The following is a 24,567-nucleotide window of genomic DNA, read 5'->3' as shown; positions in this document are numbered from 1 at the left end:
TTTTCAAAACCACCGCAGTTTAGCACAGCTCCCCCCCAGAGCACAGGCATAAAACACCGGAAACGTTTTGAATCAGAGAACCATGGAAAGCACAGATATAAAACCTGAAAAGGTCCACACTTCTGTTTTACTTAATGAGGTCATCGAGTGGCTCGCCCCTAAACCGGGCGGTCGGTATCTTGATGGCACTTTAGGTATGGCAGGTCACTCCAGTGCCATTTTAAAGGCCGCCGGTGAAGGTGCGCAGCTTGTCGGACTCGATAGAGACGAACAGGCTCTTAAGCTTGCTGGAGTCCGCCTTGAACCATTTGGAGAAAGAGCAAACAGGTTCCACCTTGCTTTCAGTAAATTTGAAACAGCACTAAATGAACTTGGCTGGGATACTCTTGACGGCGTTGTTCTTGATCTAGGAGTTTCCTCCTTGCATCTGGACAGAGCTGAGAGAGGATTCAGCTTCATTAAAGAAGGTCCATTAGATATGCGCATGGATCCGGCAGGTGGAATGCCTCCGGCTTCATCTATTGTAAATAAAGGATCTTACTCTGACATCAATAGAATCTTAAAATTGTACGGTGAAGAACCGATGGCGTCCAAAATAACCAAGGCCATCATTACCGCACGAGAAGAAAAGAAAATTACCACCACCCTTGAATTGGCATCTATTGTTGAAAAGGCATACCCCGCTAAACGCAGGGCTTTATCCCGGACCCATCCGGCAACTAAAACATTTCAAGGACTGCGTATTGCGGTGAATTCGGAGCTGGAAGAATTACAAAAATTCCTTCAACGCATTCCTGATTACCTGAGTCCTGGTGCAAGGATTGCGATCATTTCTTTCCATTCACTGGAAGATCGTATTGTTAAGAGAGCTTTTAAAGCGGGGTCTCTGAGCTGTGACTGCCCGCCAATGCAGCCTGTATGTACATGCGGAAAGATAAAAAAATTAAATATATTGACCAAAAAGCCTATCCTGCCCACTGAGGAAGAAATGGGAGTCAATTCACGAAGCCGCAGCGCAAAACTTAGAGTGGCTGAACGAGTCACAGAGCAAGAGAAATAAGACCATGAAAGGCGATTCTAATGGGATAGCTATGGCTCTGGCTTTAACAATGGCATCAGCTCTTATTCTAGGACTGATCTCGGTGTGGCTCAATATTGAGAGAGTCGATAAAGCCTATGATTTGAGACGGATGGAAAAAAGACTTGATGAACAGGAATCTCTGGCTGCCAAGCTGGAGGTTGAAAAAAACAACCTGCTGTCTCCTATTCATTTAAGGAAGTTGGCAAAAAAATACGGTTACGGCCCGGCTTCACAGGGACAGGTTAGAAGACCCAGAAAAGCGGCAAAACCATAAAGATTATAACAGGAGCTGAAAGTGGCAAAAAGGAAAAAAGAAAGCCTGAAGTCGAGCAGAAATAAGCTGCTCTTCGTCATGGTCCTTTTCGCCCTGATGTGGACAGGCCTTCTCGGCAGGGCAGCATGGCTGCAACTGTTCATGGGAAGCGACCTTTCACGTCTTGCCTCACGTCAGCACCTTGCAGCTGAGCTTGAACGCGGCGAGCGCGGTTCAATATATGACCGCAACGGTAATCTTCTTGCTACCAGCGTTGAAGCTTCATCAGTTTATATTCGTCCGGTGAATGTAAAGAATGTGGACGGAACTGCGACAAAACTTTCTCAGATTCTCGGTATCTCGAAATCAAAATTGAGAAAGAAATTGTCCAGAAAATCAAATTTCATCTGGATCAAACGGCAAATCAATGACCGTATGGCCAGTAAAATTAAAAAAGCCAACTTACCCGGCGTATATCTGGCAACTGAATTTGTCAGACTATACCCGAACAATCACCTTGCAGGACAACTGATCGGTTTTACAGGGGTTGACGGTAAGGGACTTGAAGGACTTGAAAAAGAGTTCAACTACAGACTCGCTGGACGCAAAGCGCAATTTGTTGTGCAACGCGATGCATCAGGGCGCCGGCTTTACCTTGATGCGATGGGACGAGAGATGAATATCAGAGGTAAGGATATACATCTTACCATTGATTCACATATTCAGTCTGTAACTGAAAATGCACTGGTTGATGCAGTTAGAAAATATGGCGGTAAATGGGGAGCAGCTATCGTTGTTGAGGTTGCTTCAGGTGACATTTTGGCCATGGCTAACTGCCCTAGATTCAACCCGAATATTTTCCGCACCAGCTCTCCTGAAATCTGGAGAAATCGTGCGGCTCTTGACGTTGTTGAGCCTGGCTCCACATTCAAACCGTTTTTGATTGCTGCTGCACTTGAACACGGAGTGATAACACCGGAAAAGCTCTTTGACTGTGAAAATGGACGCTGGAAACTTAACGGCAAGTACATCAATGATACGCATAAATGCGGCTGGCTACCGGTACACAAGATTTTACGTTACTCGAGCAACATTGGTTCGGCTAAAATTGGACTTGAGCTGGGTGTACAGCACTATTACCAATTTATCAGCGAACTTGGTTTCGGACACAAAACAGGATTACCGATACCTGGTGATCGCAGCGGTTTGATTCGTCCCGCAGCGAAATGGAACGAAATAGACCTTGCTGCAGGTTCATTTGGACAGGGTATTGGTGTCACTGCGCTGCAAATGGCAAAAGCATATCTGGCCATTGCCAATAAAGGTGTTGCAAAACCGATTAAACTGGTGCAATTCCCCCGATCCGAGGAAAATGAACCGGCTAAGCGCATTTTCAAACCGGAAGTTGCTGAAAAAGTTTTGTCTATGATGCGTGAAGTGGTTCAGGAAGACGGCACAGGAACTAAAGCAAGAATAAGCGGTACAACTGTTGCCGGTAAAACAGGAACAGCACAGAAAGCTCACCGTAAAGGTGGATACGGGGCTGAATTTACGGCCTCATTCGTTGCTTTAGTACCTGGATATAATCCGGAATATATCGTTTTCATGATGGTAGACGAACCGAAAAAAAACCATTTTGGCGGTACGGTAGCAGCCCCGGGTGTAAAAAAAATAATGACAGAGACTTTGGCCTATTACGGCAAGTTGCCGGAAAAGCGCAATCCAACTCCTATCATGGCCGCAGGAATTAATGATTTTTCTGAAATGCCTAAAAAGGCATTTAAATCAAATTCGGTGCATTTTAATGTTTCCGATGAACAGGTTCCTGATTTGAAAGGGATGCCTATTCGTAGAGCAATTGAAATCTTAGTTCAAAAAGGATTTGTCCCCAAGCTGAAAGGCCAAGGGATGACCGTCACCAAACAACTTCCCAAACCAGGCGATACATGGCCTGAAGAAAAGAATGCTGAAATGGTTCTCTGGGTTTCCTCAGAAAAGGCTGATTATGTCAAATAGAGTAATGAATAAAACAAAATGGGAAACACTCATCGCCAAAGTAGGCGAAGGGCTGATGGTCCGTACTGATTCTCGCGAAGTTCAGGATGGTGATATTTTTGTCGCCATTTCCGGTCCATTGCGTGACGGTGCAGACTTTGTCCCGCAGGCTATTGAAAATGGTGCTTCATACATCGTTTGCGAAAAAGATGTAGAGACAGAATCAGCCGAATTGATCATACACACTTCCCCTCGTGAAGCTCTGGGTGAACTGGCAACAGCCTATTTTAAAACAGATCAGAACAAAATTAAACTTGTGGGAATCACTGGAACGAACGGTAAAACAACTGTTTCATACCTGATTGAGCAGTTGCTTTCTTCTGCAGGGCTTAAAGTAGGAGTTCTCGGCACTGTCAGCTACCGCTGGCCTGGCTTTAATCAGGAAGCACCACTTACGACTCCCGGATGCTGGCAGTTACACGAAATGCTTTCATGCATGAACGAAGCAGGTGTTGATGTTGCTGTCATGGAAGTGTCCTCACATGCGCTTGACCAGATGCGGGTTGCAGGACTTAATTTTGATGCCGCAGTAATCACAAACGTTACTCAGGACCATCTTGATTACCACGGTGACATGGAATCATATTTTAAAGCCAAATGTATGTTGTTCAAGCATTACCCTACAGCTCTTAAACGAGGCATTATCAATTTTGATGATCCATACGGAAGAAGGCTTCTTGAATGCTACTCCCCCTCCATCGGTTTCGGGCTGGATGCATCCTGCGCAAGCGGCGGTAATGCTTTATGCGGAGAAATGATTTCCTGCACAGGTCACGGTATGCACCTGAAAATGACCTACGGTGATAAAAGCTGGGAAATTGAATCAGATCTCATCGGCAGACATAACGGATCAAATTTACTGGCAGCTCAAGCAGTCGGCCTGCATTTAGAGCTTACTCCTGAAAAAATGGACGTTTTCAAAGAATTTGACGGAGTTCCCGGACGTCTGGAAAGGGTCAGGAATGATAAAGGACTAAATATTTTCGTTGATTACGCACACACACCTGACGCTCTTGAAAATGTATTGCGTACGCTTAACGATCTAAATTTTAATAGAGTTATTACTGTCTTTGGTTGCGGTGGAGACCGCGACCGGTCCAAACGTCCGCTGATGGCAGCTGCTGCATGCAGATATTCTGATGTCGCCGTGCTGACCTCTGACAATCCGCGAACTGAAAATCCGCTGAGCATTCTTGATGACGTTCGTCCAGGACTGAAAGGCTGTAAAAACATCATCGAAGATGTGGACCGGGCATCTGCTATCAGAAAAGCTGTTGCAGAAATGACTGTTGATGATGTTCTGCTTATTGCAGGCAAAGGACATGAGACTTACCAGATTATAGGAACTGAAAAACGGGACTTCAGCGATTGTGCAGAAGTTTCAAAAGCTATCAAGGAGATTTACGGTTGAAACTGACCCTGTGTGAACTCGAAGAACAGCTCAAGGGGAGCAGCGATATTCCCTGTGCAGCAGACACCGAAATCACAGCCGTGCGTATTGACAGCAGGCTTGTGAGCAAAGGCGATGTCTTTTTCTGCATTGAAGGGGAAAATTACGATGGTCATAATTTTGCTGAAGCGGCTCTTGAAGCCGGCGCAGCAGCCGTTGTTGTGTCGCAGTTCAGACCTGAGCTGGATGGCAAATCAGTCATCATGGTCAGAGATACTGTACAGGCTCTTGGCAGACTAGCTGCATATTGGCGCATGAAATCAAACATCCGCATGATTGCAGTGACTGGTTCAGCCGGAAAAACCACTGTTAAAGAAATGCTGGCCCATGTACTTGAAGGCTCTCACAGTGTGCATAAGAATTTCTTGAACATGAATAATCAGCTTGGGCTTCCACTTTCCATGCTTGAAGCTACAGGCGAAGAAGCATACTGGGTCATGGAACTTGGAATCAGCCTGCCCGGAGATATGGCCGAGCTAGGGCCGATAGCCATGCCTGATATGGCAATTGTACACAATATCGGTCCTGCGCATTTAGAAGGGCTCGGTTCGCTTGAGAACGTGGCCAGATATAAGGCATCTCTGTTCAAATATCTACGTCCTCAAGGTTTAGGTCTATGCTGTAAAGATCACGACCTGCTCTGGAATGCTGCATCTGAAATTATAAATCCGGTAGCTTTCTCTTCTCAGGACGAAAATGCACCTTACTACTCTACCCTTCTAGAAACACTTCCTGACGGTAGAGGAAAATTTATTATTAAAGCAGAGGCAGAAACTGCAGAAGTTATTTTACCCACCTGTGGGTCACACTTTGCTGAAAATACAGCCGCCGTTACCTGCGCTGCGCACATGCTTGGTATGAAATTGACTGATATCGCAGACAGACTGGCAACAGTTGAGCTTCCCAGACAAAGATTCCATTGTCATACATATGGAGAATGGACACTTATCGATGACTCATACAATGCCAATCCTCTTTCCATGAGCAAAGCTATTGATACAGCTAAAAATATTGCTTCAGAAAGACAGTTGATACTGGTCCTTGGAGATATGCTTGAGCTGGGAGAAAAAGCAGGCAGCGCACATTGTGAACTGGGAACAAAGATAGCTTCTATCAAACCGGATGCAACATTCTATTGCGGAAAGCATTATGCAGAAGTGGCTTTAAATACCAATGGCTCTACTCTTGTACCGGTAAACAATCCAACAGAATTTTTGAATGGAATACATGAACTTGGAATAAGTAATGCGGTGGTTCTTTTTAAAGGGTCAAGATCATGCCGTATGGAAAACTTTTTTCACGCACTCAATAATCAAATCAACGGGGAGACCGGAGGAAACAAAGCATGATCTATCATTTTCTAGTCCCCCTGAGCGCACAACTAAGCGCATTGAACGTATTCCGGTATATTACATTCCGGTCCATATACGCATTACTGACAGCACTTCTGATTACAATTGTACTCGGCCCTATGATGATGCGCTTGCTGAACAGAATTAAGTGTGGCCAGTACATTCAGGAAGATATCCACGAACAGCATCAATGCAAGGCCGGAACCCCGACAATGGGCGGATTATTACTAGGATTCGGAGTACTGGTTTCAACCATGCTATGGGCGGACCTGACAAACATCTATGTATGGCTGACCATGCTTGTTTTTACCGGTTTTGGAATCGTCGGCTTTATTGATGATTTCACCAAAATAAAACGCAAAAGCAATAAAGGTATATCCGCAAAAGCCAAGTTTTTAGGTCAATTGATTGTAGCTGGGACAGCCGTAGGGCTACTGATAATGCAGCCCGCCTATTCTACAGAACTGGCCGTACCATTCTTTAAAAATTTTACGCCTGATCTTGGCTGGATGTATCTTCCGTTTGCTCTGCTTGTAATGATTGGAGCATCCAACGGTGTGAATCTTACAGACGGACTTGACGGTCTTGCTATAGGTCCATCCATAACCAGTGCAACCTGTTATGCATTTTTCATCTACATCGCCGGTCACTTTGGTATGGCAACCTATCTTAATGTACCCCATGTTCCTGGCGTCGGCGAAGTTACCGTTTTCTGCGGAGCACTGGTTGGAGCAGGGCTTGGATTCCTCTGGTACAACGCCTATCCCGCACAAATTTTTATGGGTGATGTAGGCTCACTGAGTATTGGCGGAGTCCTAGGATTCATTGCAGTACTGTGTAAACAGGAGCTGCTGCTGACTATAGTTGGTGGTGTTTTTGTCTTCGAGACTGTTTCTGTAATTATGCAGGTAAGTTATTTCAAAGTGAGTGGCGGAAAAAGAATTTTTCGTATGGCTCCGTTACATCACCATTTTGAACATAAAGGCATTCCTGAATCTAAGATTGTCATCAGATTCTGGATCATCTCAATTTTAATGGCTCTCATGGCCTTAAGTACCCTGAAAATCAGGTAGTATAACTATGGACAACGCATTCGTAAAACTGGTCACCTCGACCCGCATGTTCACCAATCGACTGGCAATTGTTGCCGGTGCAGGACGTTCAGGCATAGCTGCAGCAAAACTGTTGCACAAGCTTGGTGCAACTGTGCGTATTGTTGATGCGAATGAAAATCTGACAACAGATATTCTTATAGGACTGGGTGATAATGCGCAGCTCATGACCGGTCCGTTCAGCACTGAGCAATTTGATGATGCTGATATTATTGTCGTCAGTCCCGGTATTCCCGTGCGTAACATAAAGCCTTTTATAGGGAATCTTCCGGAACGAAAGATAATTTCCGAACTGGAGCTTGCGTCCTGGTTTGCAGATGAGCCGAAAATCGCCATTACAGGAACCAATGGTAAAACCACTACTACAGCACTTATCAAGCATATTCTCGAGCATTCCGGCAGGACCGCTTTCGCAGGAGCGAACTACGGCCCTCCCCTTTCAGAATATATTGTTGATAAAGGACAGTGTGATGTACTGGTACTTGAAGTTTCGAGTTTCCAGCTCCAGAACTGCCGTCTTTTCAGACCTCAGGCCGCTATATTGCTGAATGTTTCTGCCAACCATCTGGATTACCATATGGATATGGACGAATACCTTAAGGCAAAATTGAAAATATTTGAACGCCAAAGCAAATATGAACTGGCTATACTCCCAGCACACATGAAAGAGGAACTTTCTCCCATAGATTTTACTCATGCTGAAGTTAAGTGGTTCAACGGCGAGACTTTTCCTGAACAGCCGAATCTTCCTGGACTGCATAATCGTTCGAATATTGAAGCTGCATGGCTGGCCCTTGAAAAAATTGGACTTAGCATGGAAGAATTTCAGTCTGGGCTGAAAACTTTTAAAGGTAAGCCTCACCGTATTGAAAATATTGGATCAGTCAACGGAGTACAGTTTATCGACGATTCAAAAGGGACCAACCTTGATGCTGTTACAGCTGCCTTAAAAAGTTTTGCTGGGCCTGTAAGACTTTTACTAGGTGGTAAGTTTAAAGGTGGAGATGTAACAAGCCTGATTCCTGCAATGAAGGGGCGGGTTACTGAAGTTGCACTATTCGGTGCTGGCAGGGAACATTTTGAGCCACCTTTGAAAAATGATTTTAAAATTTCATGGCATGCAAATCTGGAAAAGGCTGTAAAGACCCTTTTCGCAAATTCAGATGCAGGAGATACAATCCTGCTTTCTCCCGGAACAGCAAGTTTTGATGCTTACACGGGTTATGAGGCTAGAGGCGCTGATTTTCAAAGAATCATGGAGGAATTGTCTTGAATAAGAAAAAGGACCTCTCCGGCAAACCTGAACGCCCTGACTACTGGCTGCTGGCTGCGGCACTACTGCTGGCCTGCTTCGGTTTAATGATGGTGCTCTCTGCGAGCGGCATCATGGCAGAGCGTTTCTTTGATGATAAATACCTATTCTTTAAGAAACAGGCTATTTTCCTCGCTGCCGGAACCTTTCTGATGTACTTGTGCGCCCGCCTGCCTAAAGCTGTGTTCTACAACATGGTTTATGTATGGCTTATGGGGGCATTTGTGCTGCTCCTGCTCTGCGATTTTTCACCGCTGTCGTTCTCTGCTGGCGGGGCTAAACGCTGGATAGCGCTAGGGCCTATGCGTATCCAGCCTCTCGAGTTCTGCAAGCCAGCATTGGTGCTCTACCTGGCTTACTTTTTCTCACGCAAGCAGGATTTGATCAAGACTTTCAGTGTTGGCTTTCTACCTCCGTTCGCCATTACAGGAGCACTTTGCCTGTTGCTAATGATGCAACCTGATTTCGGTGGATCAGTATTTTTATGCATGATTTTATTCTTCATGAGTCTGGTTGGAGGAACACGTATAAGCTATCTTCTGACTTCGCTTATTTTCGCAGGAGGAGCAGGTTACATGCTCATCACAAGTTCGCCATACCGCTTAAAACGTATGACTGCTTTTATTGATCCGTTCAAAAGTGCTCATGAAGAAGGATACCAACTGGTTCAGTCTCTTTATGCCTTTGGTTCAGGAAATATCTTTGGGCAGGGACTTGGCGCAGGTAAGCAAAAACTTTTCTTTCTACCTGAAGCGCACAATGACTTTATTATGGCTGTGGTAGGCGAGGAACTTGGTTTTATCGGCGTAACGGCAGTTTTCCTTGTTATCGGTTTTCTGCTCTGGCGTGGTTTTAAAATTGCGCTGGCACAAGATGATTTGCAGGACAGATTTACTGCTTATGGGCTGACAATTATGCTGGCTCTGGGTTTTACCCTAAACCTTGCTGTAGTAATGGGAACCGTGCCCCCTAAGGGAGTTCCCATGCCGTTTGTAAGTTATGGAGGTTCAAGTCTCCTTATTTCGTGTGCCTGTATTGGAATGCTGCTCAACCTGTCACGGGGAAAAGTCTGATGAAACGGATTATTCTAACTACAGGTGGTACCGGAGGGCATGTTTTCCCAGCTCTGGCCGTTGCTCAGGAAATCAAAGACAGATTTCCAGAATGTCTTATTCTTTTCCTAGGCGGACGTGGATCTGAAAAAGATATGGTTGAGCGTGCAGGAATTAGATTTAAAGGACTTCCTGCAGCAGGTGTTATGGGCGGCGGAATCAAAAAAGCTCTTAAATCTTTATGGATTGCACACGCTCTTGTGTTGTCTTTAAAGGAAATTTTGAGTTTCAAACCGGACGCCATTATCGGTTTTGGCGGTTATGCAGGCTTTTGTCCGGTACTGGCTGGCTGGATGCTTGGAAAACCAACAGCAATCCATGAGCAGAACAGCGTTCCAGGAGTTACTAATCGTATTCTCGGTAAAATTGTCAGAAAAATTTTTACTTCATTTGAAGATATCTGCGGCTCATTTCCAGCAGCTAAAACAGAAATTACAGGTAACCCTGTACGAAAAGAAATTTTATATTCAGGTTCGGCTGCAAAGAACAAATCAATTTTAGTCTTTGGCGGAAGTCAGGGCGCAGCAGCAATAAATGATGCAGTTATCCAGGCTCTGCCACAACTAAAAAAAGCAGGAATAATCCTGCGTCACCAGACTGGAACAGCAGATCTTGAACGGGTTCGTACTGCATATGAAACGGAAGGAATGAACACAGAGAAAGTATCAGCTTTTATTCACGATATGGCTTCAGCCTACGCCGAAGCACAACTTGTAATTTGCAGATCCGGAGCATCCACTGTTTTTGAAGTGGCAGCAGCTGGTAAGCCGGCAATATTCATTCCGTTCCCGTATGCGACCCACGACCATCAGACAGGAAACGGAAATTGTCTGGCTAAATTTGGAGCAGCAATAATGATACCCCAGAAAGATTTAACAGGGGATTTGCTGGCAGATAAAATTTTGGAACTTATTTCAGATCAGGACATTTTAGAAGAAATGGGAAGCAAAGCTCTTTCATTTGCACGTCCTGATGCGGCTTCCGCAATTGTGGATGGCGTTATTAATATTATTGGCGATAGAACAGTGAGAGGTGTGGCATGATCGCAGCAGAAGGTCCCAGCGTTCCTTTGGTAACAGACATTGCGTGTCCAATTATGCGTAGCAGAGTAGGCAATATTCATATGATCGGTATCGGAGGTTCAGGCATGAGCGGTATTGCCGAAGTTCTGATCAATATGGGTTTTACAGTAACAGGCTCAGATCTTGCCGCTGGAGCCCCAGTGAAAAGACTGCTCAAGATGGGAGCTCAGGTTTTCATCGGACATGGTGCGGAAAACGTTACTGATGCTGATGTTGTGGTTAAATCAACTGCTATATCTGAAGAAAACCCGGAAGTAATAAAAGCGCGTGAACTGGGTATTCCTATCATTCCAAGAGCAGAAATGCTTGCCGAACTTATGAGATTGCGTACAGGAATAGCTGTGGCTGGTACTCACGGCAAAACCACAACCACATCACTGTTGGCAACAATTTTTACTGAAGCAGAACTGGACCCCACCGTGATCATAGGTGGACGCCTCAATACCTTCGGCAGCAACGCCCGTCTTGGAGACGGACAATACCTGATTGCAGAAGCGGATGAGTCTGACGGGTCATTTCTCTGCCTTTCGCCCATTATTACTATTGTGACCAACGTAGATAAGGATCATCTTGATTTCTATCATGATCAGGACGCAATTGATAAATCGTTTCGCAAATTCATGAACTCCATCCCTTTTTATGGAATGAATATTGTCTGCGGCGACGATCCTGGTGTTAAAAGATTATTGCCCAGCATCAAACGCCCCTGCCTAACTTACGGTTTGGAAAAAGGGAATAAACTGCGTGCGGAAATTTTATCCTGTGAAGTTCGCTCTCTGTTCAAAGTTTTTTATGAAGACGAACTTCTAGGAGAAGTATCTCTTGCCCAGCCGGGACAGCACAATGTGCTTAACGCCCTTGGAGCCATAGGCGTGGCTTTAGAAGCCGGAATTGATAAAAAAGTTATCTTTTCAGGATTGTCCAACTTCATGGGTGTGGGACGAAGGTTTGAGAAAAAAGGCGAATGCAAAGGAGTTCTTGTTGTCGATGACTATGGGCATCATCCAGCAGAAATTGCAGCAACACTCAAAACAGCTAAAGCATGCTTTCCAAATCGCAGACTGGTTGTTGCTTTTCAGCCGCACAGGTTTACCAGAACACAGGCTCTGTTCGGTGAATTCTGTAAAACGTTTGAATACGCCGATGAACTTCTGCTGACTGAAATTTATCCTGCTTCCGAATCTCCTATTCCGGGAGTCAACGGCATGTCATTAGCGCAGGGAATCAGACAGGTCAGCAGCACTAAAGTCCGCTTTTATCCGGATTTTGAAATGATGGAAAACGAGCTCCCCAATATTCTGAAACCAGGTGATCTTTTTATTACTCAGGGAGCAGGATCTATTTATAAGATTGGCGAAAACTTTTTGAATTATCTGGAAGAACAGGGTTGCGATTGTAAAATTGCAGAGAACTGTACTCCACTATAACGGGTTTTAATTATGACACTGAAGTTGCTTCATGAACCGAGCATGTCTGAGCTCACCTCCCTTGGTATTGGCGGAACCGCCCGTACACTTGCCAAGGTGTGTGATGAAAACGGACTAGACAAGCTGGCCCGCTTTGTAGAAAGCGAAAGGCCCGGTCTTCTTGCTCTAGGTGAAGGAAGCAATATGCTCGCTGGTGACGGTAAACTTGACCTTGCACTGGTTCAAATTGACCGTAAACAAAAATCAGATGCAGCGATTTCAGGTTGGACAGTAAGAGTTCCCGCAGACATGCGTCTTCCCAAATTGCTGGCAACTCTGATCAGGGAAGGCCTTAGCGGCATGGAAGGACTGGCAGGTATTCCGGGCTCAGTTGGTGGCAGCATTGCTATGAATGCCGGATCTTACGGAACCGACATGGCAACCTCAGTTAAAAGAGTCAGACTATGGACCCCGACGAAGGGACTTTTCTGGAAAGACGCGTCTGAAATGCAATGGGGTTACAGATTTTTTTCACCTGCTACGGATGAATTCACGCTGGTCTGGGAAGCCGAATTTGAGCTTTCCGCATCCAGTGAAGATGAAGTCAGAAATAGAATAAAGGAAATATTCAGCAAGAAAAAAGCAACACAACCTGTTCTTGAAAAAACAGCAGGATGTGTTTTCAAAAATCCCGAAGGTTACAGTGCGGGAAAATTGTTGGATGAAGCAGGATTCAGAGGCAAAAACCTCGGAGGCATGTGCTTTTCTGAGATTCACGCCAACTTTCTTGTAAATAAGGGTGGCGGTTCGGCATCTCAAGCATTGGAACTAATGTCTTTGGCAACAGAAACCGTAACTGAAAGGTTCGGCATCACTTTAAAGCCGGAGGTCATAATAATATCATGAGCGTAGCTGATCTTAACAAAAGCAGGCTGAACCTGAATAAAACAGGTAAAAAGCGTAAAAGCCGCAATACAAGTATAAAGCGTAAAGGGTCATCTTCTATTTCAAGCATGATGTATGTTCTGGCACGTAAAACATGTATTTCCGGAATATTCCTCTTGCTCCTGATGCTTATCGGTGTTGGTTGCCTTGCAGGATATCGCTGGCTCACGACATATCCATATTTTGCGTTGCAGGACATCAAAGTAACCGGAAACCATAGATTGACCTATGGTGAAATCCTGTCCATTGCTGATGTCGGATTAAATAAGAACAGTCTGGCGGTGAATATAGCTGATGTGGAGAGCAAACTCAGTGACAACCTGTGGATTAAATCTGCCGCAGTTAAAAGAGAACTGCCCGGTAAGCTGCAAATCCATGTCCGTGAGAAAGACCCGCATTTCATGGTACGCCAAAATGATAAGCTCTATTACTGCGACAGCAACGGAGAGCTTATTGCTCCGGTAGTTCCTGGTAAATTTACATCACTGCCGTTTTTAAATATTGCCGCTGAAGCTATGGATAAGGCCGCTATTCTGCCTGAATTCATGGAAATATTGAATAGAAGAGAACTCCCCTTTGATTCCGGGCAGATTGCATGGATAGATATAAAGGGTGGCAACAGAATGATAATTTTTATGGACAGCCTAGGCCTGAAAGTACGGCTTAGTCTGGACAACTGGCAAGAACAACTTTCACACCTGAACATAGTATGGAATGACCTCAAAAACAGGGGAGAGTTCAGGAATGTGGCGGCCATATCCACCGACAAAGGCAGGGTCTGGGTTGAAAAACGCAGTTCCGGTAGTGGTTCGCCGCAATAGTTAATACCCCTAATTTAAAGGTGATGAGGAGAAATAATTATGTCCAAGTCTGATCTGATCGTCGGCCTTGATGTCGGCACCACCAAGATCTGTGCAGTCGTCGGGGAGGCTACTGCCGACGGAGTAGACATTGTCGGAATCGGCACTGCACCGTCCACAGGTCTTCGTAAAGGTGTAGTGGTCAACATCGAACAGACAGTTCAGTCCATCAAGAAAGCGCTTGAGGAAGCTGAACTTATGGCTGGGTGCGAAATCCGCTCTGTATATGCAGGAATAGCAGGAAGCCATATCAAAGGATTCAACAGCCACGGCGTTATTGCTGTTAAAGGCGGAGAAGTCACTCAGAAAGATGTGGACCGCGTTATTGATGCAGCTAAAGCTGTAGCGATACCTCTGGACAGAGAAGTTATTCATACTCTGCCACAGGAATACATCGTAGATGATCAGCGTGGTATTGCCGACCCTCTGGGAATGGCAGGCGTCCGTCTTGAGGTAAAGGTACACATTGTTACCGGAGCTGTAACTTCAGCCCAAAACATTATCAGATCATGTCACCGTTCAGGACTCGACGTATCTGACATTGTTCTTGAATCGTTAGCATCAAGCAAAGCTGTTCTTTCTGAAGAAGAAAGAGAAATAGGTGTTGCCATTGTAGATATCGGGGGTGGAACTACCGACTTGGCAATATTTGCTAATGATTCAATTAAACATACTTCTGTTATCGCCCTCGGCGGTAACAACTTGACTAACGACATTGCATTTGGATTAAGAACACCAATGGGTTCTGCGGAACAGATCAAGGTGAAATACGGAACAGCACTGACAGACCTCGTCACCACTGACGAAACAATCGAAGTGCCATCCGTAGGGGGACGTGATCACCGCAAGATGTCCAAACGGGTTCTCGCTGAAATTTGTGAGCCTCGTTGTGAAGAAATCATGGCGCTGGTAGACCAGGAACTGGTACGAAGCGGCTACAAAAACATGATTGCAGCAGGAGTTGTACTCACAGGCGGAACTTCACTTGTGGACGGAATGCAGGAACTGGCAGAACAGATTTTCGACCTGCCGGTCCGTATCGGATACCCCGCAGGCATTGGTGGCTTAAAAGATGTGGTCAACAGTCCCAAATATGCAACAGCAGTGGGACTGCTAATGTACGGCGCAGAAAAAGAAGGCAGCTCTGAGCAGGTTTTCCGAATTCGCGACGAAAATGTTTTCAACCGTATTCTGGGCAGAATGCGTAAATGGTTCACTGACATCGCATAAGGCAGAACGATGTGAGTGAAGGTTTATTCCTTCTCTGATCAAGGAAAAGTTGAAATTAACGGAAGTCAAACAGGGGAATTATTATGATGGATTACATGGAAATTGAAAACGATGGTCAGGCAAAGATCAAGGTTATCGGTTGTGGCGGTGGCGGTGGTAACGCTATCAATAACATGATTCAGTCCGCACTTACAGGTGTCCGCTTTATTGCAGCTAACACCGATGCTCAGGACATCAACAAATCTCTTGCTGAATATAAAATTCAGCTCGGCGACCAATTGACCAAGGGTCTTGGTGCAGGAGCCAACCCCGATGTTGGTAAAAATGCAGCTATTGAATCTCAGGAACAGATTCGTGAACTGGTCGGCGATTGTGACATGGTTTTTGTTACCGCCGGTATGGGTGGCGGAACAGGTACCGGAGCAGCCCCGGTAATTGCAGAAATAGCCAAAGAAGCAGGAGCACTGACTGTAGCCGTTGTAACCAAACCATTTTATTTCGAAGGCAAGCGCAGACTTCTTCAAGCCGAAAAAGGTATTGAAGAATTGAAGAATGTAGTCGATGCAATTATTACCATTCCTAATGATCGTCTGCTTCAACTTGCCGCAAAAAAAGCAGCTTTCTCTGAAATGCTCAAAAAAGCTGATGAAGTACTCTACTACGGTGTTAAAGGTATTGCAGATCTGATCACAGTTCATGGTCTGATCAACCTTGACTTCGCAGATGTTCAGGCAGTTATGTCAAACTCTGGCCTCGCCTTGATGGGTACCGGTATCGCACGGGGCGAAAACAGAGCCCGTGAAGCTGCAATGAAAGCCATTACCAGTCCTCTGCTCGAAGACGTTTCAATTGAAGGAGCAAAAGGAGTTCTGATCAATATTACATGCTCTCCTGATATGACCATCGATGAAGTCAGTGAAGCTGCAAATATTGTTCATGAAGAAGCACACGAAGATGCTCAGATTTTCTTCGGTACAGTCTTCGATCCAGAAGTAGGCGATGAAATGCGCATAACAGTTATTGCCACCGGCATTGACACAGCAGGTGAACAGCCAGTTGCACCTGTGATGGAACAGCCTCAGCCTCAGGCTCAGCCACAGCGTCATAATCTGACTCCGAGAGGCATGACCTCTAAAACAAGTCAGGGCGGAAATGTGCGTCATCTCGGCAGCGCTCATGCTGAAGAAGACAGATCCATTCCTGCTTACCTTCGTCATGGCTCCAAGCCTCAGGAAGCAGCAGGAAGCACAGCTCCTGTGCAGCATCAGCCCAAGCAGGCAGCAGCAAACAGCAGCGGTGAAGAATTCATCTTCCACGACGACGATGATTTTGAAGTTCCAACTTTCATCCGCAAGCAGGCTGATTAGTCCGTCTGCGTATGATTTATAATCAGGAAACAGAACGGACCATCAGATCCGGAAGTAAACTATTACCATGTCTGTAACAGAAGAATTCTTCTATTACGGAAAAGAAGAACCGTCTGCGGAGGAAACCGGAGGCCGTCTGCCCACGGCATTGGTATTTCCAGGCAGAAAAGGAGCAGGACTGTCAACTTTAGGGTGGCAGGCCGTATATAGATTGCTTGCTCCGGACGCGGAGCTTGCAGTTGAAAGGTTCTTCCTAGGAGACCCCGGAAAACCGTCTGTTTCCATGGACAGTGATAAAGTACTGTCCGAGTTTCCCCTGATCGGTTTCAGCATCAATTTCGAGGAGGAATATCTCCACCCGGTAAGGATGTTGAAAGATTCGGGCGTTCCGCCGCTTGCGGCGGAACGCCCGGACTTCCCGCTGGTCATGGCCGGAGGTCCCGTTGCATTCCTGAACCCTGCTCCAATAGCCCCATTTTTCGACCTGTTCTGGGTAGGAGAAGCAGAGGCAGGACTCAAGGAACTGTGTATTGAACTGAAACGTCACATATATAATGGCGGCAGTAAAAAAGAATTTCTTGAACTTATAAAAGACCGAGATGGCGTTTACATTCCCGGAATGACAAAAGGGCAAGTCCGCCGAGCCGTACTCGCCCCCGGAACTGTTGCAGCAGGACATGGAGTTCCTCTTCTTTCCGCACCGGCTTATTCATGTTTCATAAGTGCGGAAGCTGTTTTCAAAGATATGTTTCTGGTTGAAGTAAACCGAGGCTGTCCTTACGGCTGCCGATTCTGTGCAGCCGGATTCATCTATCGCCCTCCCCGCCACGCATCAATTGATCAGCTCAAAGAGATTGTCGAATTTGCCGATCCACCAAAAGTAGGGCTGATTGGCACAGCTCTGACTGATTGGCCTGATCTAATTACATACATTGAGTGGTTAAAAAAGCGTAAAACAAAATTTTCTCTATCATCGGTACGTGCCGATGGTTTGACAGAAGAGCTGCTTGATATTCTGCGTGCCTCTGGAGTTCGCACAGTAACTCTAGCTCTCGAAGGGGCAAGTAAACGCTTACGTGATGCCGCAAGCAAAAACCTCGAAGAAACAGACTTCCTTCGTGCCGTGGAACTATGTGCAGCCAAAGGGGTAAATCATCTACGTGTTTATGTTATTGTAGGATGGCCAGGTGAAGTAGATGAAGACTATGAAGAGCTTGCACAGATGCTCCAAAAAATGGATGAAGCCCGCAGTCGAGGTCAAGGCAAAAAGAAAAAACAATTTATGCGAATAACCCTTGGTGCCAGTTGCCTTGTTCCAAAACCATGGACTCCTCTGCAATGGTCTTCAATGCCCTCTGAAGAAGAGCTTAAAAATGTACTTTCCAAAGTTAAAGGACTGACCAAAAAATATAAAGGGGTCGCATTCTCAGGCGATTCTCCTTTTCAGGCCAGATTGCAAGGTATACTATCCAGAGGAGATGAATCTCTTGCCGAGTTTATAACTATCGCCGCCGAGCAAGGTGGCTGGAAGAAAGCTTTTAAATTTTATAATGGTGATCCTGAAAAATTCATTGATAATGAATTAGATCAAAAAACTCCATTGCCATGGGACTTCATTGATACCGGAGTAAATAAATCTTATCTCTGGCGTGAAAGAAATCGCTTTCACGAAGGCATAAAGACTCCGCCATGTCCGGCTGAAGGATGCTCTGAATGCAAAAAATGCGGTATGTTTCAATGGCTTAACGATAGATAACCACTCTACAAATTACTTCTTTTTTACTATTCACATTTAGTATGGGGCAGGCACTGATTTTTAACGCAGGCCTGCCCCATTTTTTAATTTAAATATATTCGAATCATCCAGTTCAACATTATTATGCTCTGAGTTTTGAAAATACAGAATTAATTCTAAATAAAAGCCCCTCTTAAAAGTGCATTTGATTCAAAATAATGCACATATGTGCAATCTATGGGCAGCATTTTGCAGTTATCTTTTCCAACCATTTCAGTATGTTTTACACAAAAAGGCTTTAAAACACGGGCTTAATAGAAATGGCACGAAGAATGCTTTTACATTTTAAAATTGACCACCAGTTTAAACATTTCCAGGAGAATATCATGCAGAAAAAAATAGTAATCTCAGTAATGACACTAATGGTTGTAGCACTGGCAGGCACAGCAATGGCTCAAGGTGGCCACATGAACGGTTTTTACAGAAACAACTCATTTATCTTTGATCAGCTAACTCCCGAGAAGCAACATGAAGCAGCAGCTATTTTTAAAAAATTTGAAAATAAGTTTGAACCAATCAAAAGTCAGATATGGGCAAAGCGGACTGAACTAAATGCTCTGGTGAATTCTGGCGCTGCTGAAAAAGACGATATCACAGCCCTTGTCGGAGACCTGACAATATTGAGAGACAAGGACTACAAACTCCGTAAACAGTTGTCCGAAGAAATTGAGCAGGTTACAGGTATTGCCATGCCTGTGAGAAGCTTTGCTGGATACGGTATGAATAATGGCAGAATGGACCGCAGATCTCACCGTCGTCCTCCCCACAATGGTAGAAACTGCTGGGACTCTAACTTCTAAAACTCTCCTTACAAGTTGTAAACTCCCCTGCGTAACAGAAGCACCCTGAAAACCCCACCGGACTTGGAGTCCGGTGGGGTTTTCTATTAAAGAAAATTTGAATGTGTATTACTGATGAACTCTCCTGTTATTTAGCACAAACTTTGATATGATCTACTTTATACTTCATAAGCGGCATTCAGAGTAACAAAAGTGAGTATGCACTATTTGTACAAATTAAAGTGCAATACACTGCACATATTATTGCACATACAGAAATAATACCCCTCATAATAATTTTATATCTACATGTAATACCTAATGATATTAACTTGGCACAGCAAATGCTTAATAACAATTGAGAGGGCAACAACATCTAACCGTATCAGGAGATCATATGAAAAGAAAAACTTTGGTCCCATTGATTATCGTGCTCGTTCTGGCAATTTCATCTGTTGCCATGGCACGAAACGGCAACCAGAATGGTGCATACCATAATGGTGGCTATCACAGCGGCAACTGGGCTGCTTACAACCAACTGACACCTGAAAAACAACAGCAGGTGCAGGCAATTATCAAGAAATACGAAAATTCATTTGAATCGCTCAAGAATCAGCAGTGGGCTAAAAGAACAGAACTCAACGCACTTGTAGATTCCGGCAAAGCTGATAAGGAAACTATCCATACTCTGGTTAAGGAACTTTCCGATATTAGAGATAAGGTATATGCCGAGCATAAGAAAATGAGCGATGAACTAGAGAAAGAAACAGGACTCACCTTTCCCATCATGGGAAAAGGTATGAATCGTGGTAACCGGGGTTGTGGAAATTACCAGCAGGGTAACTGTCCTAACAATGGTTACAGATGTCCGGGCGCGAACTAATCGAGCCTTTAAAACAACGTTCATCTACACCATACTAATGGAAAACGGGTAAAAAGGAGGGCTGAACAAGTCCTCCTTTTTTTATTATACACTCTTCCTAATACGTGACAAATTAGGTTATCAAGGACGTAGTAAAACCAAGGAGAATAAAATGCTTAGAAAAATCACATCCCTCACCAGCTTTATCTCAATTATAGTCCTGATGCTTACCAGCATTGTCTTGTATTCCGTTCCACAAGGAAGGGTTGCGTACTGGGCCGATTGGACATTTCTAGGGCTCAGCAAAGAGCAATGGGGTGATATTCACATATGTATGGGAGTATTTTTTCTTGTTGCCTCTATTTTGCACATCTGGCTTAACTGGAAACTGATAATGGCCTATCTGAAACGAAAAGCAGGTGCAGCAAATTTTTCATCTCCTGCATTCTTTATCAGTCTTCTTCTCACAGTTTTTGTTACTTTCGGGGCACTTGCTGGTTTACCTCCCATGAAGCAGGTCCTTGAATTTTCCAGTTATCTAAAAGATCTTGGTGAAAAAGAATACGGAATACCTCCTTATGGGCATGCCGAATTAAGTACCCTAACCGTATTTTGTAAACGAATGGGACTTGATGAAGAAAAAGCGGTTGCCTCCATAAAAAAAGCCGGTCACGAAATAAATTCTGTAAAAGAAACTATAAAACAAATTGCTGGAAGAGCCGGTTTGACACCAAAAGAACTGCATGAAATCATTCTAACTGATCAGCCTGAAAAACAGCAGTCAATTAATCCCAAAGCTGGAAGCAGCATGCAGAATATGGATAGCCACAGTTCAGGAGCTGGGATAGGGAGAATGTCTCTCGAAAAATATTGTCAGAAATATAATCTAGATCTGAATACAGCTTTAGGAATATTGCGAGAAAGAGGAGCTGTAGTTGATAAAGACACTACCATACGCGAAATTGCAGGTTCTCTAGGACTTAATTCACCACGTGAAGTCAGCGGTATGCTAAATCCCTAATTTTTAGAAGTATCATTAAATGGAATTAAGCTCACAAAAATCACAAAAATTACCTCTAGCTCTTGCGCTTCTGGCTCTGCTTCTACTCGGAGCCGGAAGCCTCTACCTGACATGGCACAACTTGCGCCAAATGCATCAGACAGTATTTGAGCACATGCTCCTATCAGCCAGATCAATATCCAGAGGCCTTGATATTCAGCTGGTCGAAGGAGCCCGACGCATGCGGGGCCCAGGCATGCACAATAGACGTATGCCTAAAACGATGATCCCTGATACACGTAAATTATTTACTGAACTTGTTGAGCAGGGAGATTTGCTTTTTATAGCTCTATACGGCCCGGACCGTAAGCCGCTTATTGTTGTGGAACAGGGAGATGAAAAGAATATTTTCACTCCTCCACCAGAGATATTTGATATGATCAGGTCTATGCAGGAATCGAGTACTCCGGTGATAATAGATAAAAAAGCAGCCCTGCTGTATGGAACACTTGGACAGCCTACACTGCTCAGAATTTACGGAGGCCCGCAACATCATTTCCTCCCTCCTCAAAAAAGCGAGACCTATCTTCTGCTGGGACTGAATGCAGAGAAACATTTGTATCAATTCAAACAATACAAACGTGCTGCTTTATTACAAACCGGATATATATTTCTTGCCGGTTTTGTACTCTGGCTGTTAGCTGTAGCTTATTTTCAACGCCGTGAAGAAAGCAAAAAAATTACCAAACTTGAAAGGTTTCAAGCCAACCTGCTTGATAACATGCCGGATGGACTGCTCACACTATCCCCTGACGGAATGATTCTTTCTGCCAACGGTTCAGCCCATAAGTTACTTGATAGTCCGGAGAACAAAGCTTTAGCAGGTCTTAACTGGAACGATTTCACATACGAATCCCTGCAGGAATTCAAACAGGACAATGTTATATGGGTTCATGCCAGACTCAACAGGAAAAGCCTTGAATTTATTCTTTTTCCCTACTTTGAAAGTCAGGACGAAGAACGCACCATGATCATAATACGTGACCGTACGGATATTGCAGAACTGGAAGAGGATCTATACGAAGCACGCAGACTTGCATCCATAGGCTCTCTGGCTGCCGGTGTTGCCCATGAAATTCGTAATCCACTCAGCTCACTTCGAGGATTTGCCCAGCTGTTTGCTGAAAAATTCAATGGCGAGCAACCATACGGGACTTATGCCACCACCATGCTCGAAGAAGCAGATCGTCTGAACCGAGTTGTTACAGATCTTCTTTATCTTTCCAGACCTCATGAGCTTGAACCTGAATTACTTAACACTGAAGAACTGTGTGAATCAATGCAGACTCTCATGGAGCTGGATCTTGAACACAAAGGAGCTGTAATCAATACAGACCTGCATAGCAAAACTGTTTTCGCAGATTCTGATGCAATCAGGCAGGTACTCCTAAACCTGCTGGTGAACAGCCTTGATGCTGTGCCGGACGGAACAGGAGAAATATTCATATCATCTGCAAGTAATATCCACGGAGTATGGATAAGTATTTGTGACAACGGTCCAGGAATGCCCGAAGATATACGCAAACACGCCCTCGAACCATTCTTTACTGACAAACCCAAAGGAACCGGTCTTGGCCTTGCTATTGTAAATACTATCATGCGCGGACACAAAGGAAGAGTTACTATAACCGAACCGGGTGAAACAAAGCCCTGTAACGGAACATGTGTAAAACTGTTCTTCCCCAATCCCAGCCATGAGGAATAAAAACATGACAGATAACACCAAAAATGTACTGATCGTAGATGACGAACCACCACTGCGAATGCTCATCAGGGCTGTGCTGGAAAGTGACGGCTGGAAAGTTTTCGAGGCTGAATCAGGTGAAAAGGCATTAGAAATGCTCTCAGATCTGTCACTCAACGCAGCTCTTGTTGATATGCGTATGGGTGGTATGGATGGTATGACTCTGCTTAAAGAACTTAATACCAGAGTTCCAGGTCTTCCGGTAATTATGCTCACAGCTTACGGAAACGTTAACTCTGCTGTAATTGCGATGAAGCACGGAGCTTTCGACTATCTCACTAAACCAGCTGATAACGAAGAACTGAAAGCTGTTCTTGCTAAAGCTCTTGATTATTCCAGACTTGTTGATGAAAACGAACGTCTTAAATCTGTCGCAGGCACCTCTGAAAAGATGATCGGTAACACACAAGGCATGCGCCGCGTGAAAGAACTCATTGAACAGGCTGGACCGTCTGAGGCTACAATTCTTGTGCTGGGGGAATCCGGTACAGGTAAAGAGCTGGTTGCAGAAGGACTGCACAAGGCCAGCTTACGCGCCCAACAGCCATTAATCAAAGTGAACTGCGCCGCGCTACCCGCGGACCTACTTGAAAGCGAACTTTTCGGATACGTTAAAGGAGCTTTCACAGGAGCAAATACCAATAAACCGGGAAGATTTCAGCTTGCAGCCGGAGGAACTCTGTTTCTTGATGAAATTGGAGAAATGGAGCAGGTACTGCAAGCTAAAATTTTGCGAGCACTGCAAGAAAAAGTTGTTGAGCCTCTCGGAAGTATCTCCCCTGTTGAAACAGATGTACGTATTATTGCAGCGACAAACCGCGACCTGAAAAAGGAAGTTGAAAAAGGTAATTTTCGCGAAGATTTATACTATCGCTTGGGCGTTCTTGAAATCAATATTCCTCCGTTGCGAGAAAGAATAGGAGATCTGCCGGCTTTGGTTGCATACCTTCTTGAAAAACTAGGACATAAAAACAGTAAAAAAGTACGTTCAGTCAGCCACTCCTTTCTTGACCTGCTTAGCCATTATAGCTGGCCCGGAAATGTACGAGAACTTGAGAATGTTCTTGAAAGGGCAATAATTCTCAGTCGCAGTGAAGTACTTGGCCCAGAACTGTTGCCTCCACAAGTACAGAATCCGAAAACAAGATGCTTACCCCCAAATAATCTTTCATCTTCAGGGGTTCCAGCACAACATGCAGACCAGCCAAAATCAACTGTAGGGACTTCATCTCTTGACGATGCAGAAAGACAGGCTTTAATAGCCGCACTTGAGGCCAATATGCATCATCGCGAACGTACTGCCGATGCATTGGGTATCAGCCGCAGGACCTTACAATACAAACTCAAAAAGTATGGTTTGACCAGAAGATAAAAATAACTTGCCCCCCCAGAAAAGGCCCTTGATAACATCAGATTATTCAGGGCCTTTTTTTGTAAATATGCCCAGAATACGATCTTAACCGACTAGAAAATTTTCTCATTAATATTTTCGTTATTCTGCTCTGTTGGATCAACATGCATTTGCCTATTTTAAAAAATTAAATAACTACTAAATCACAAAAAAATAGTATCAATCACAAAAAAATTATTCTTATTTGACACAGCTGTATATTTTATATACCTTATACAATCCTGAGTAACGAATTTTAAACTCTGCTCAGAAACGTATATTTTATCATTAACAGAGGCGCAACATGAGATTTGAATCTT

The 24,567-nt window shown here is 44.5% G+C and carries 20 protein-coding genes; all 20 read left to right on the top strand.

The features are described from left to right. Nucleotides 1–82 precede the first annotated feature (82 nt). The 20 genes from rsmH (at nt 83) to H589_RS0117240 (ending at nt 24,229) form a co-directional block, all read left to right on the top strand. Nucleotides 83–1,060 carry a 16S rRNA (cytosine(1402)-N(4))-methyltransferase RsmH gene (rsmH, locus tag H589_RS0117335; protein WP_027723202.1) on the top strand — a complete coding sequence of 326 codons (978 nt, stop codon included), beginning with the start codon at nt 83–85 and terminating at the stop codon, nt 1,058–1,060. 4 nt (nt 1,061–1,064) lie between these two features. Next, nucleotides 1,065–1,355 carry a hypothetical protein gene (locus tag H589_RS0117330; RefSeq protein ID WP_027723201.1) on the top strand — a complete coding sequence of 97 codons (291 nt, stop codon included), beginning with the start codon at nt 1,065–1,067 and terminating at the stop codon, nt 1,353–1,355. A 21-nt stretch (nt 1,356–1,376) separates the two neighbouring features. Next, nucleotides 1,377–3,350, top strand: coding sequence for a penicillin-binding transpeptidase domain-containing protein (locus H589_RS0117325; RefSeq protein ID WP_027723200.1), 1,974 nt, complete (start codon nt 1,377–1,379; stop codon nt 3,348–3,350). Continuing rightward, nucleotides 3,340–4,800, top strand: a complete 1,461-nt coding sequence (locus tag H589_RS0117320; protein WP_027723199.1) for a UDP-N-acetylmuramoyl-L-alanyl-D-glutamate--2,6-diaminopimelate ligase — start codon at nt 3,340–3,342, stop codon at nt 4,798–4,800. Before H589_RS0117325 ends, H589_RS0117320 begins: the two co-directional genes overlap by 11 nt. Continuing rightward, the gene (locus H589_RS0117315; protein ID WP_027723198.1) at nt 4,797–6,188 is read left to right on the top strand and encodes a UDP-N-acetylmuramoyl-tripeptide--D-alanyl-D-alanine ligase; all 1,392 of its coding nucleotides are present in this window, start codon (nt 4,797–4,799) and stop codon (nt 6,186–6,188) included. The genes H589_RS0117320 and H589_RS0117315 overlap by 4 nt, the downstream gene beginning before the upstream one ends. Next, complete coding sequence (mraY, locus tag H589_RS0117310; protein WP_027723197.1) at nt 6,185–7,264, top strand: phospho-N-acetylmuramoyl-pentapeptide-transferase; 1,080 nt, start codon at nt 6,185–6,187, stop codon at nt 7,262–7,264. Before H589_RS0117315 ends, mraY begins: the two co-directional genes overlap by 4 nt. 7 nt (nt 7,265–7,271) lie before the next feature. Beyond that, the gene (murD, locus tag H589_RS0117305; RefSeq protein ID WP_027723196.1) at nt 7,272–8,576 is read left to right on the top strand and encodes a UDP-N-acetylmuramoyl-L-alanine--D-glutamate ligase; all 1,305 of its coding nucleotides are present in this window, start codon (nt 7,272–7,274) and stop codon (nt 8,574–8,576) included. Further along, nucleotides 8,573–9,688, top strand: coding sequence for a putative lipid II flippase FtsW (gene ftsW, locus H589_RS0117300; RefSeq protein WP_027723195.1), 1,116 nt, complete (start codon nt 8,573–8,575; stop codon nt 9,686–9,688). Before murD ends, ftsW begins: the two co-directional genes overlap by 4 nt. After that, nucleotides 9,688–10,770 (top strand): undecaprenyldiphospho-muramoylpentapeptide beta-N-acetylglucosaminyltransferase, encoded by a 1,083-nt coding sequence (gene murG / locus H589_RS0117295; RefSeq protein ID WP_027723194.1) that lies wholly within the window; start codon nt 9,688–9,690, stop codon nt 10,768–10,770. Before ftsW ends, murG begins: the two co-directional genes overlap by 1 nt. Nucleotides 10,771–10,823: 53 nt before the next feature. After that, nucleotides 10,824–12,236: a UDP-N-acetylmuramate--L-alanine ligase gene (murC, locus tag H589_RS0117290; RefSeq protein ID WP_051249814.1), complete on the top strand. Its 1,413-nt coding sequence runs from the start codon at nt 10,824–10,826 to the stop codon at nt 12,234–12,236. Between the two features lie 12 nt (nt 12,237–12,248). Continuing rightward, the gene (murB, locus tag H589_RS0117285; RefSeq protein WP_027723192.1) at nt 12,249–13,121 is read left to right on the top strand and encodes a UDP-N-acetylmuramate dehydrogenase; all 873 of its coding nucleotides are present in this window, start codon (nt 12,249–12,251) and stop codon (nt 13,119–13,121) included. Beyond that, nucleotides 13,118–13,981, top strand: coding sequence for a cell division protein FtsQ/DivIB (locus tag H589_RS0117280; protein WP_027723191.1), 864 nt, complete (start codon nt 13,118–13,120; stop codon nt 13,979–13,981). Before murB ends, H589_RS0117280 begins: the two co-directional genes overlap by 4 nt. Nucleotides 13,982–14,020: 39 nt before the next feature. Beyond that, nucleotides 14,021–15,250: a cell division protein FtsA gene (gene ftsA / locus H589_RS0117275; protein ID WP_027723190.1), complete on the top strand. Its 1,230-nt coding sequence runs from the start codon at nt 14,021–14,023 to the stop codon at nt 15,248–15,250. Nucleotides 15,251–15,336: 86 nt separating this feature from the next. Further along, nucleotides 15,337–16,617 carry a cell division protein FtsZ gene (gene ftsZ, locus H589_RS0117270; protein WP_027723189.1) on the top strand — a complete coding sequence of 427 codons (1,281 nt, stop codon included), beginning with the start codon at nt 15,337–15,339 and terminating at the stop codon, nt 16,615–16,617. A gap of 67 nt (nt 16,618–16,684) precedes the next feature. Then, nucleotides 16,685–18,373, top strand: a complete 1,689-nt coding sequence (locus H589_RS0117265; protein WP_027723188.1) for a radical SAM protein — start codon at nt 16,685–16,687, stop codon at nt 18,371–18,373. Nucleotides 18,374–18,738: 365 nt separating this feature from the next. Beyond that, nucleotides 18,739–19,212 (top strand): periplasmic heavy metal sensor, encoded by a 474-nt coding sequence (locus H589_RS0117260; protein ID WP_027723187.1) that lies wholly within the window; start codon nt 18,739–18,741, stop codon nt 19,210–19,212. A 376-nt stretch (nt 19,213–19,588) separates the two neighbouring features. Next, nucleotides 19,589–20,074: a Spy/CpxP family protein refolding chaperone gene (locus H589_RS0117255; RefSeq protein WP_027723186.1), complete on the top strand. Its 486-nt coding sequence runs from the start codon at nt 19,589–19,591 to the stop codon at nt 20,072–20,074. A 151-nt stretch (nt 20,075–20,225) separates the two neighbouring features. After that, on the top strand, nt 20,226–21,074 hold the full coding sequence (locus H589_RS0117250; RefSeq protein ID WP_027723185.1) for a DUF4405 domain-containing protein: 849 nt from the start codon (nt 20,226–20,228) through the stop codon (nt 21,072–21,074). 19 nt (nt 21,075–21,093) lie between these two features. After that, nucleotides 21,094–22,818 carry a two-component system sensor histidine kinase NtrB gene (locus tag H589_RS0117245; RefSeq protein ID WP_027723184.1) on the top strand — a complete coding sequence of 575 codons (1,725 nt, stop codon included), beginning with the start codon at nt 21,094–21,096 and terminating at the stop codon, nt 22,816–22,818. 4 nt (nt 22,819–22,822) lie between these two features. After that, nucleotides 22,823–24,229: a sigma-54-dependent transcriptional regulator gene (locus H589_RS0117240; RefSeq protein WP_027723183.1), complete on the top strand. Its 1,407-nt coding sequence runs from the start codon at nt 22,823–22,825 to the stop codon at nt 24,227–24,229. Nucleotides 24,230–24,567 lie beyond the last annotated feature (338 nt).

The sequence above is a fragment of the Maridesulfovibrio zosterae DSM 11974 genome (assembly GCF_000425265.1).
Classification (GTDB): Bacteria; Desulfobacterota; Desulfovibrionia; order Desulfovibrionales; family Desulfovibrionaceae; genus Maridesulfovibrio; species Maridesulfovibrio zosterae.
The sequence above is the reverse complement of the archived record's forward strand: the minus strand, read 5'-3'. Positions and strand labels throughout refer to the sequence as shown.

Coding starts and splice junctions, on each gene's coding strand:
- rsmH (WP_027723202.1), top strand. CDS start 83: ATGGAAAGCACAGATATAAAACCTGAAAAGGTCCACACTTCTGTTTTA.
- H589_RS0117330 (WP_027723201.1), top strand. CDS start 1,065: ATGAAAGGCGATTCTAATGGGATAGCTATGGCTCTGGCTTTAACAATG.
- H589_RS0117320 (WP_027723199.1), top strand. CDS start 3,340: ATGTCAAATAGAGTAATGAATAAAACAAAATGGGAAACACTCATCGCC.
- mraY (WP_027723197.1), top strand. CDS start 6,185: ATGATCTATCATTTTCTAGTCCCCCTGAGCGCACAACTAAGCGCATTG.
- murD (WP_027723196.1), top strand. CDS start 7,272: ATGGACAACGCATTCGTAAAACTGGTCACCTCGACCCGCATGTTCACC.
- murG (WP_027723194.1), top strand. CDS start 9,688: ATGAAACGGATTATTCTAACTACAGGTGGTACCGGAGGGCATGTTTTC.
- murC (WP_051249814.1), top strand. CDS start 10,824: ATGCGTAGCAGAGTAGGCAATATTCATATGATCGGTATCGGAGGTTCA.
- murB (WP_027723192.1), top strand. CDS start 12,249: ATGACACTGAAGTTGCTTCATGAACCGAGCATGTCTGAGCTCACCTCC.
- H589_RS0117280 (WP_027723191.1), top strand. CDS start 13,118: ATGAGCGTAGCTGATCTTAACAAAAGCAGGCTGAACCTGAATAAAACA.
- ftsA (WP_027723190.1), top strand. CDS start 14,021: ATGTCCAAGTCTGATCTGATCGTCGGCCTTGATGTCGGCACCACCAAG.
- ftsZ (WP_027723189.1), top strand. CDS start 15,337: ATGGATTACATGGAAATTGAAAACGATGGTCAGGCAAAGATCAAGGTT.
- H589_RS0117265 (WP_027723188.1), top strand. CDS start 16,685: ATGTCTGTAACAGAAGAATTCTTCTATTACGGAAAAGAAGAACCGTCT.
- H589_RS0117260 (WP_027723187.1), top strand. CDS start 18,739: ATGCAGAAAAAAATAGTAATCTCAGTAATGACACTAATGGTTGTAGCA.
- H589_RS0117255 (WP_027723186.1), top strand. CDS start 19,589: ATGAAAAGAAAAACTTTGGTCCCATTGATTATCGTGCTCGTTCTGGCA.
- H589_RS0117250 (WP_027723185.1), top strand. CDS start 20,226: ATGCTTAGAAAAATCACATCCCTCACCAGCTTTATCTCAATTATAGTC.
- H589_RS0117245 (WP_027723184.1), top strand. CDS start 21,094: ATGGAATTAAGCTCACAAAAATCACAAAAATTACCTCTAGCTCTTGCG.
- H589_RS0117240 (WP_027723183.1), top strand. CDS start 22,823: ATGACAGATAACACCAAAAATGTACTGATCGTAGATGACGAACCACCA.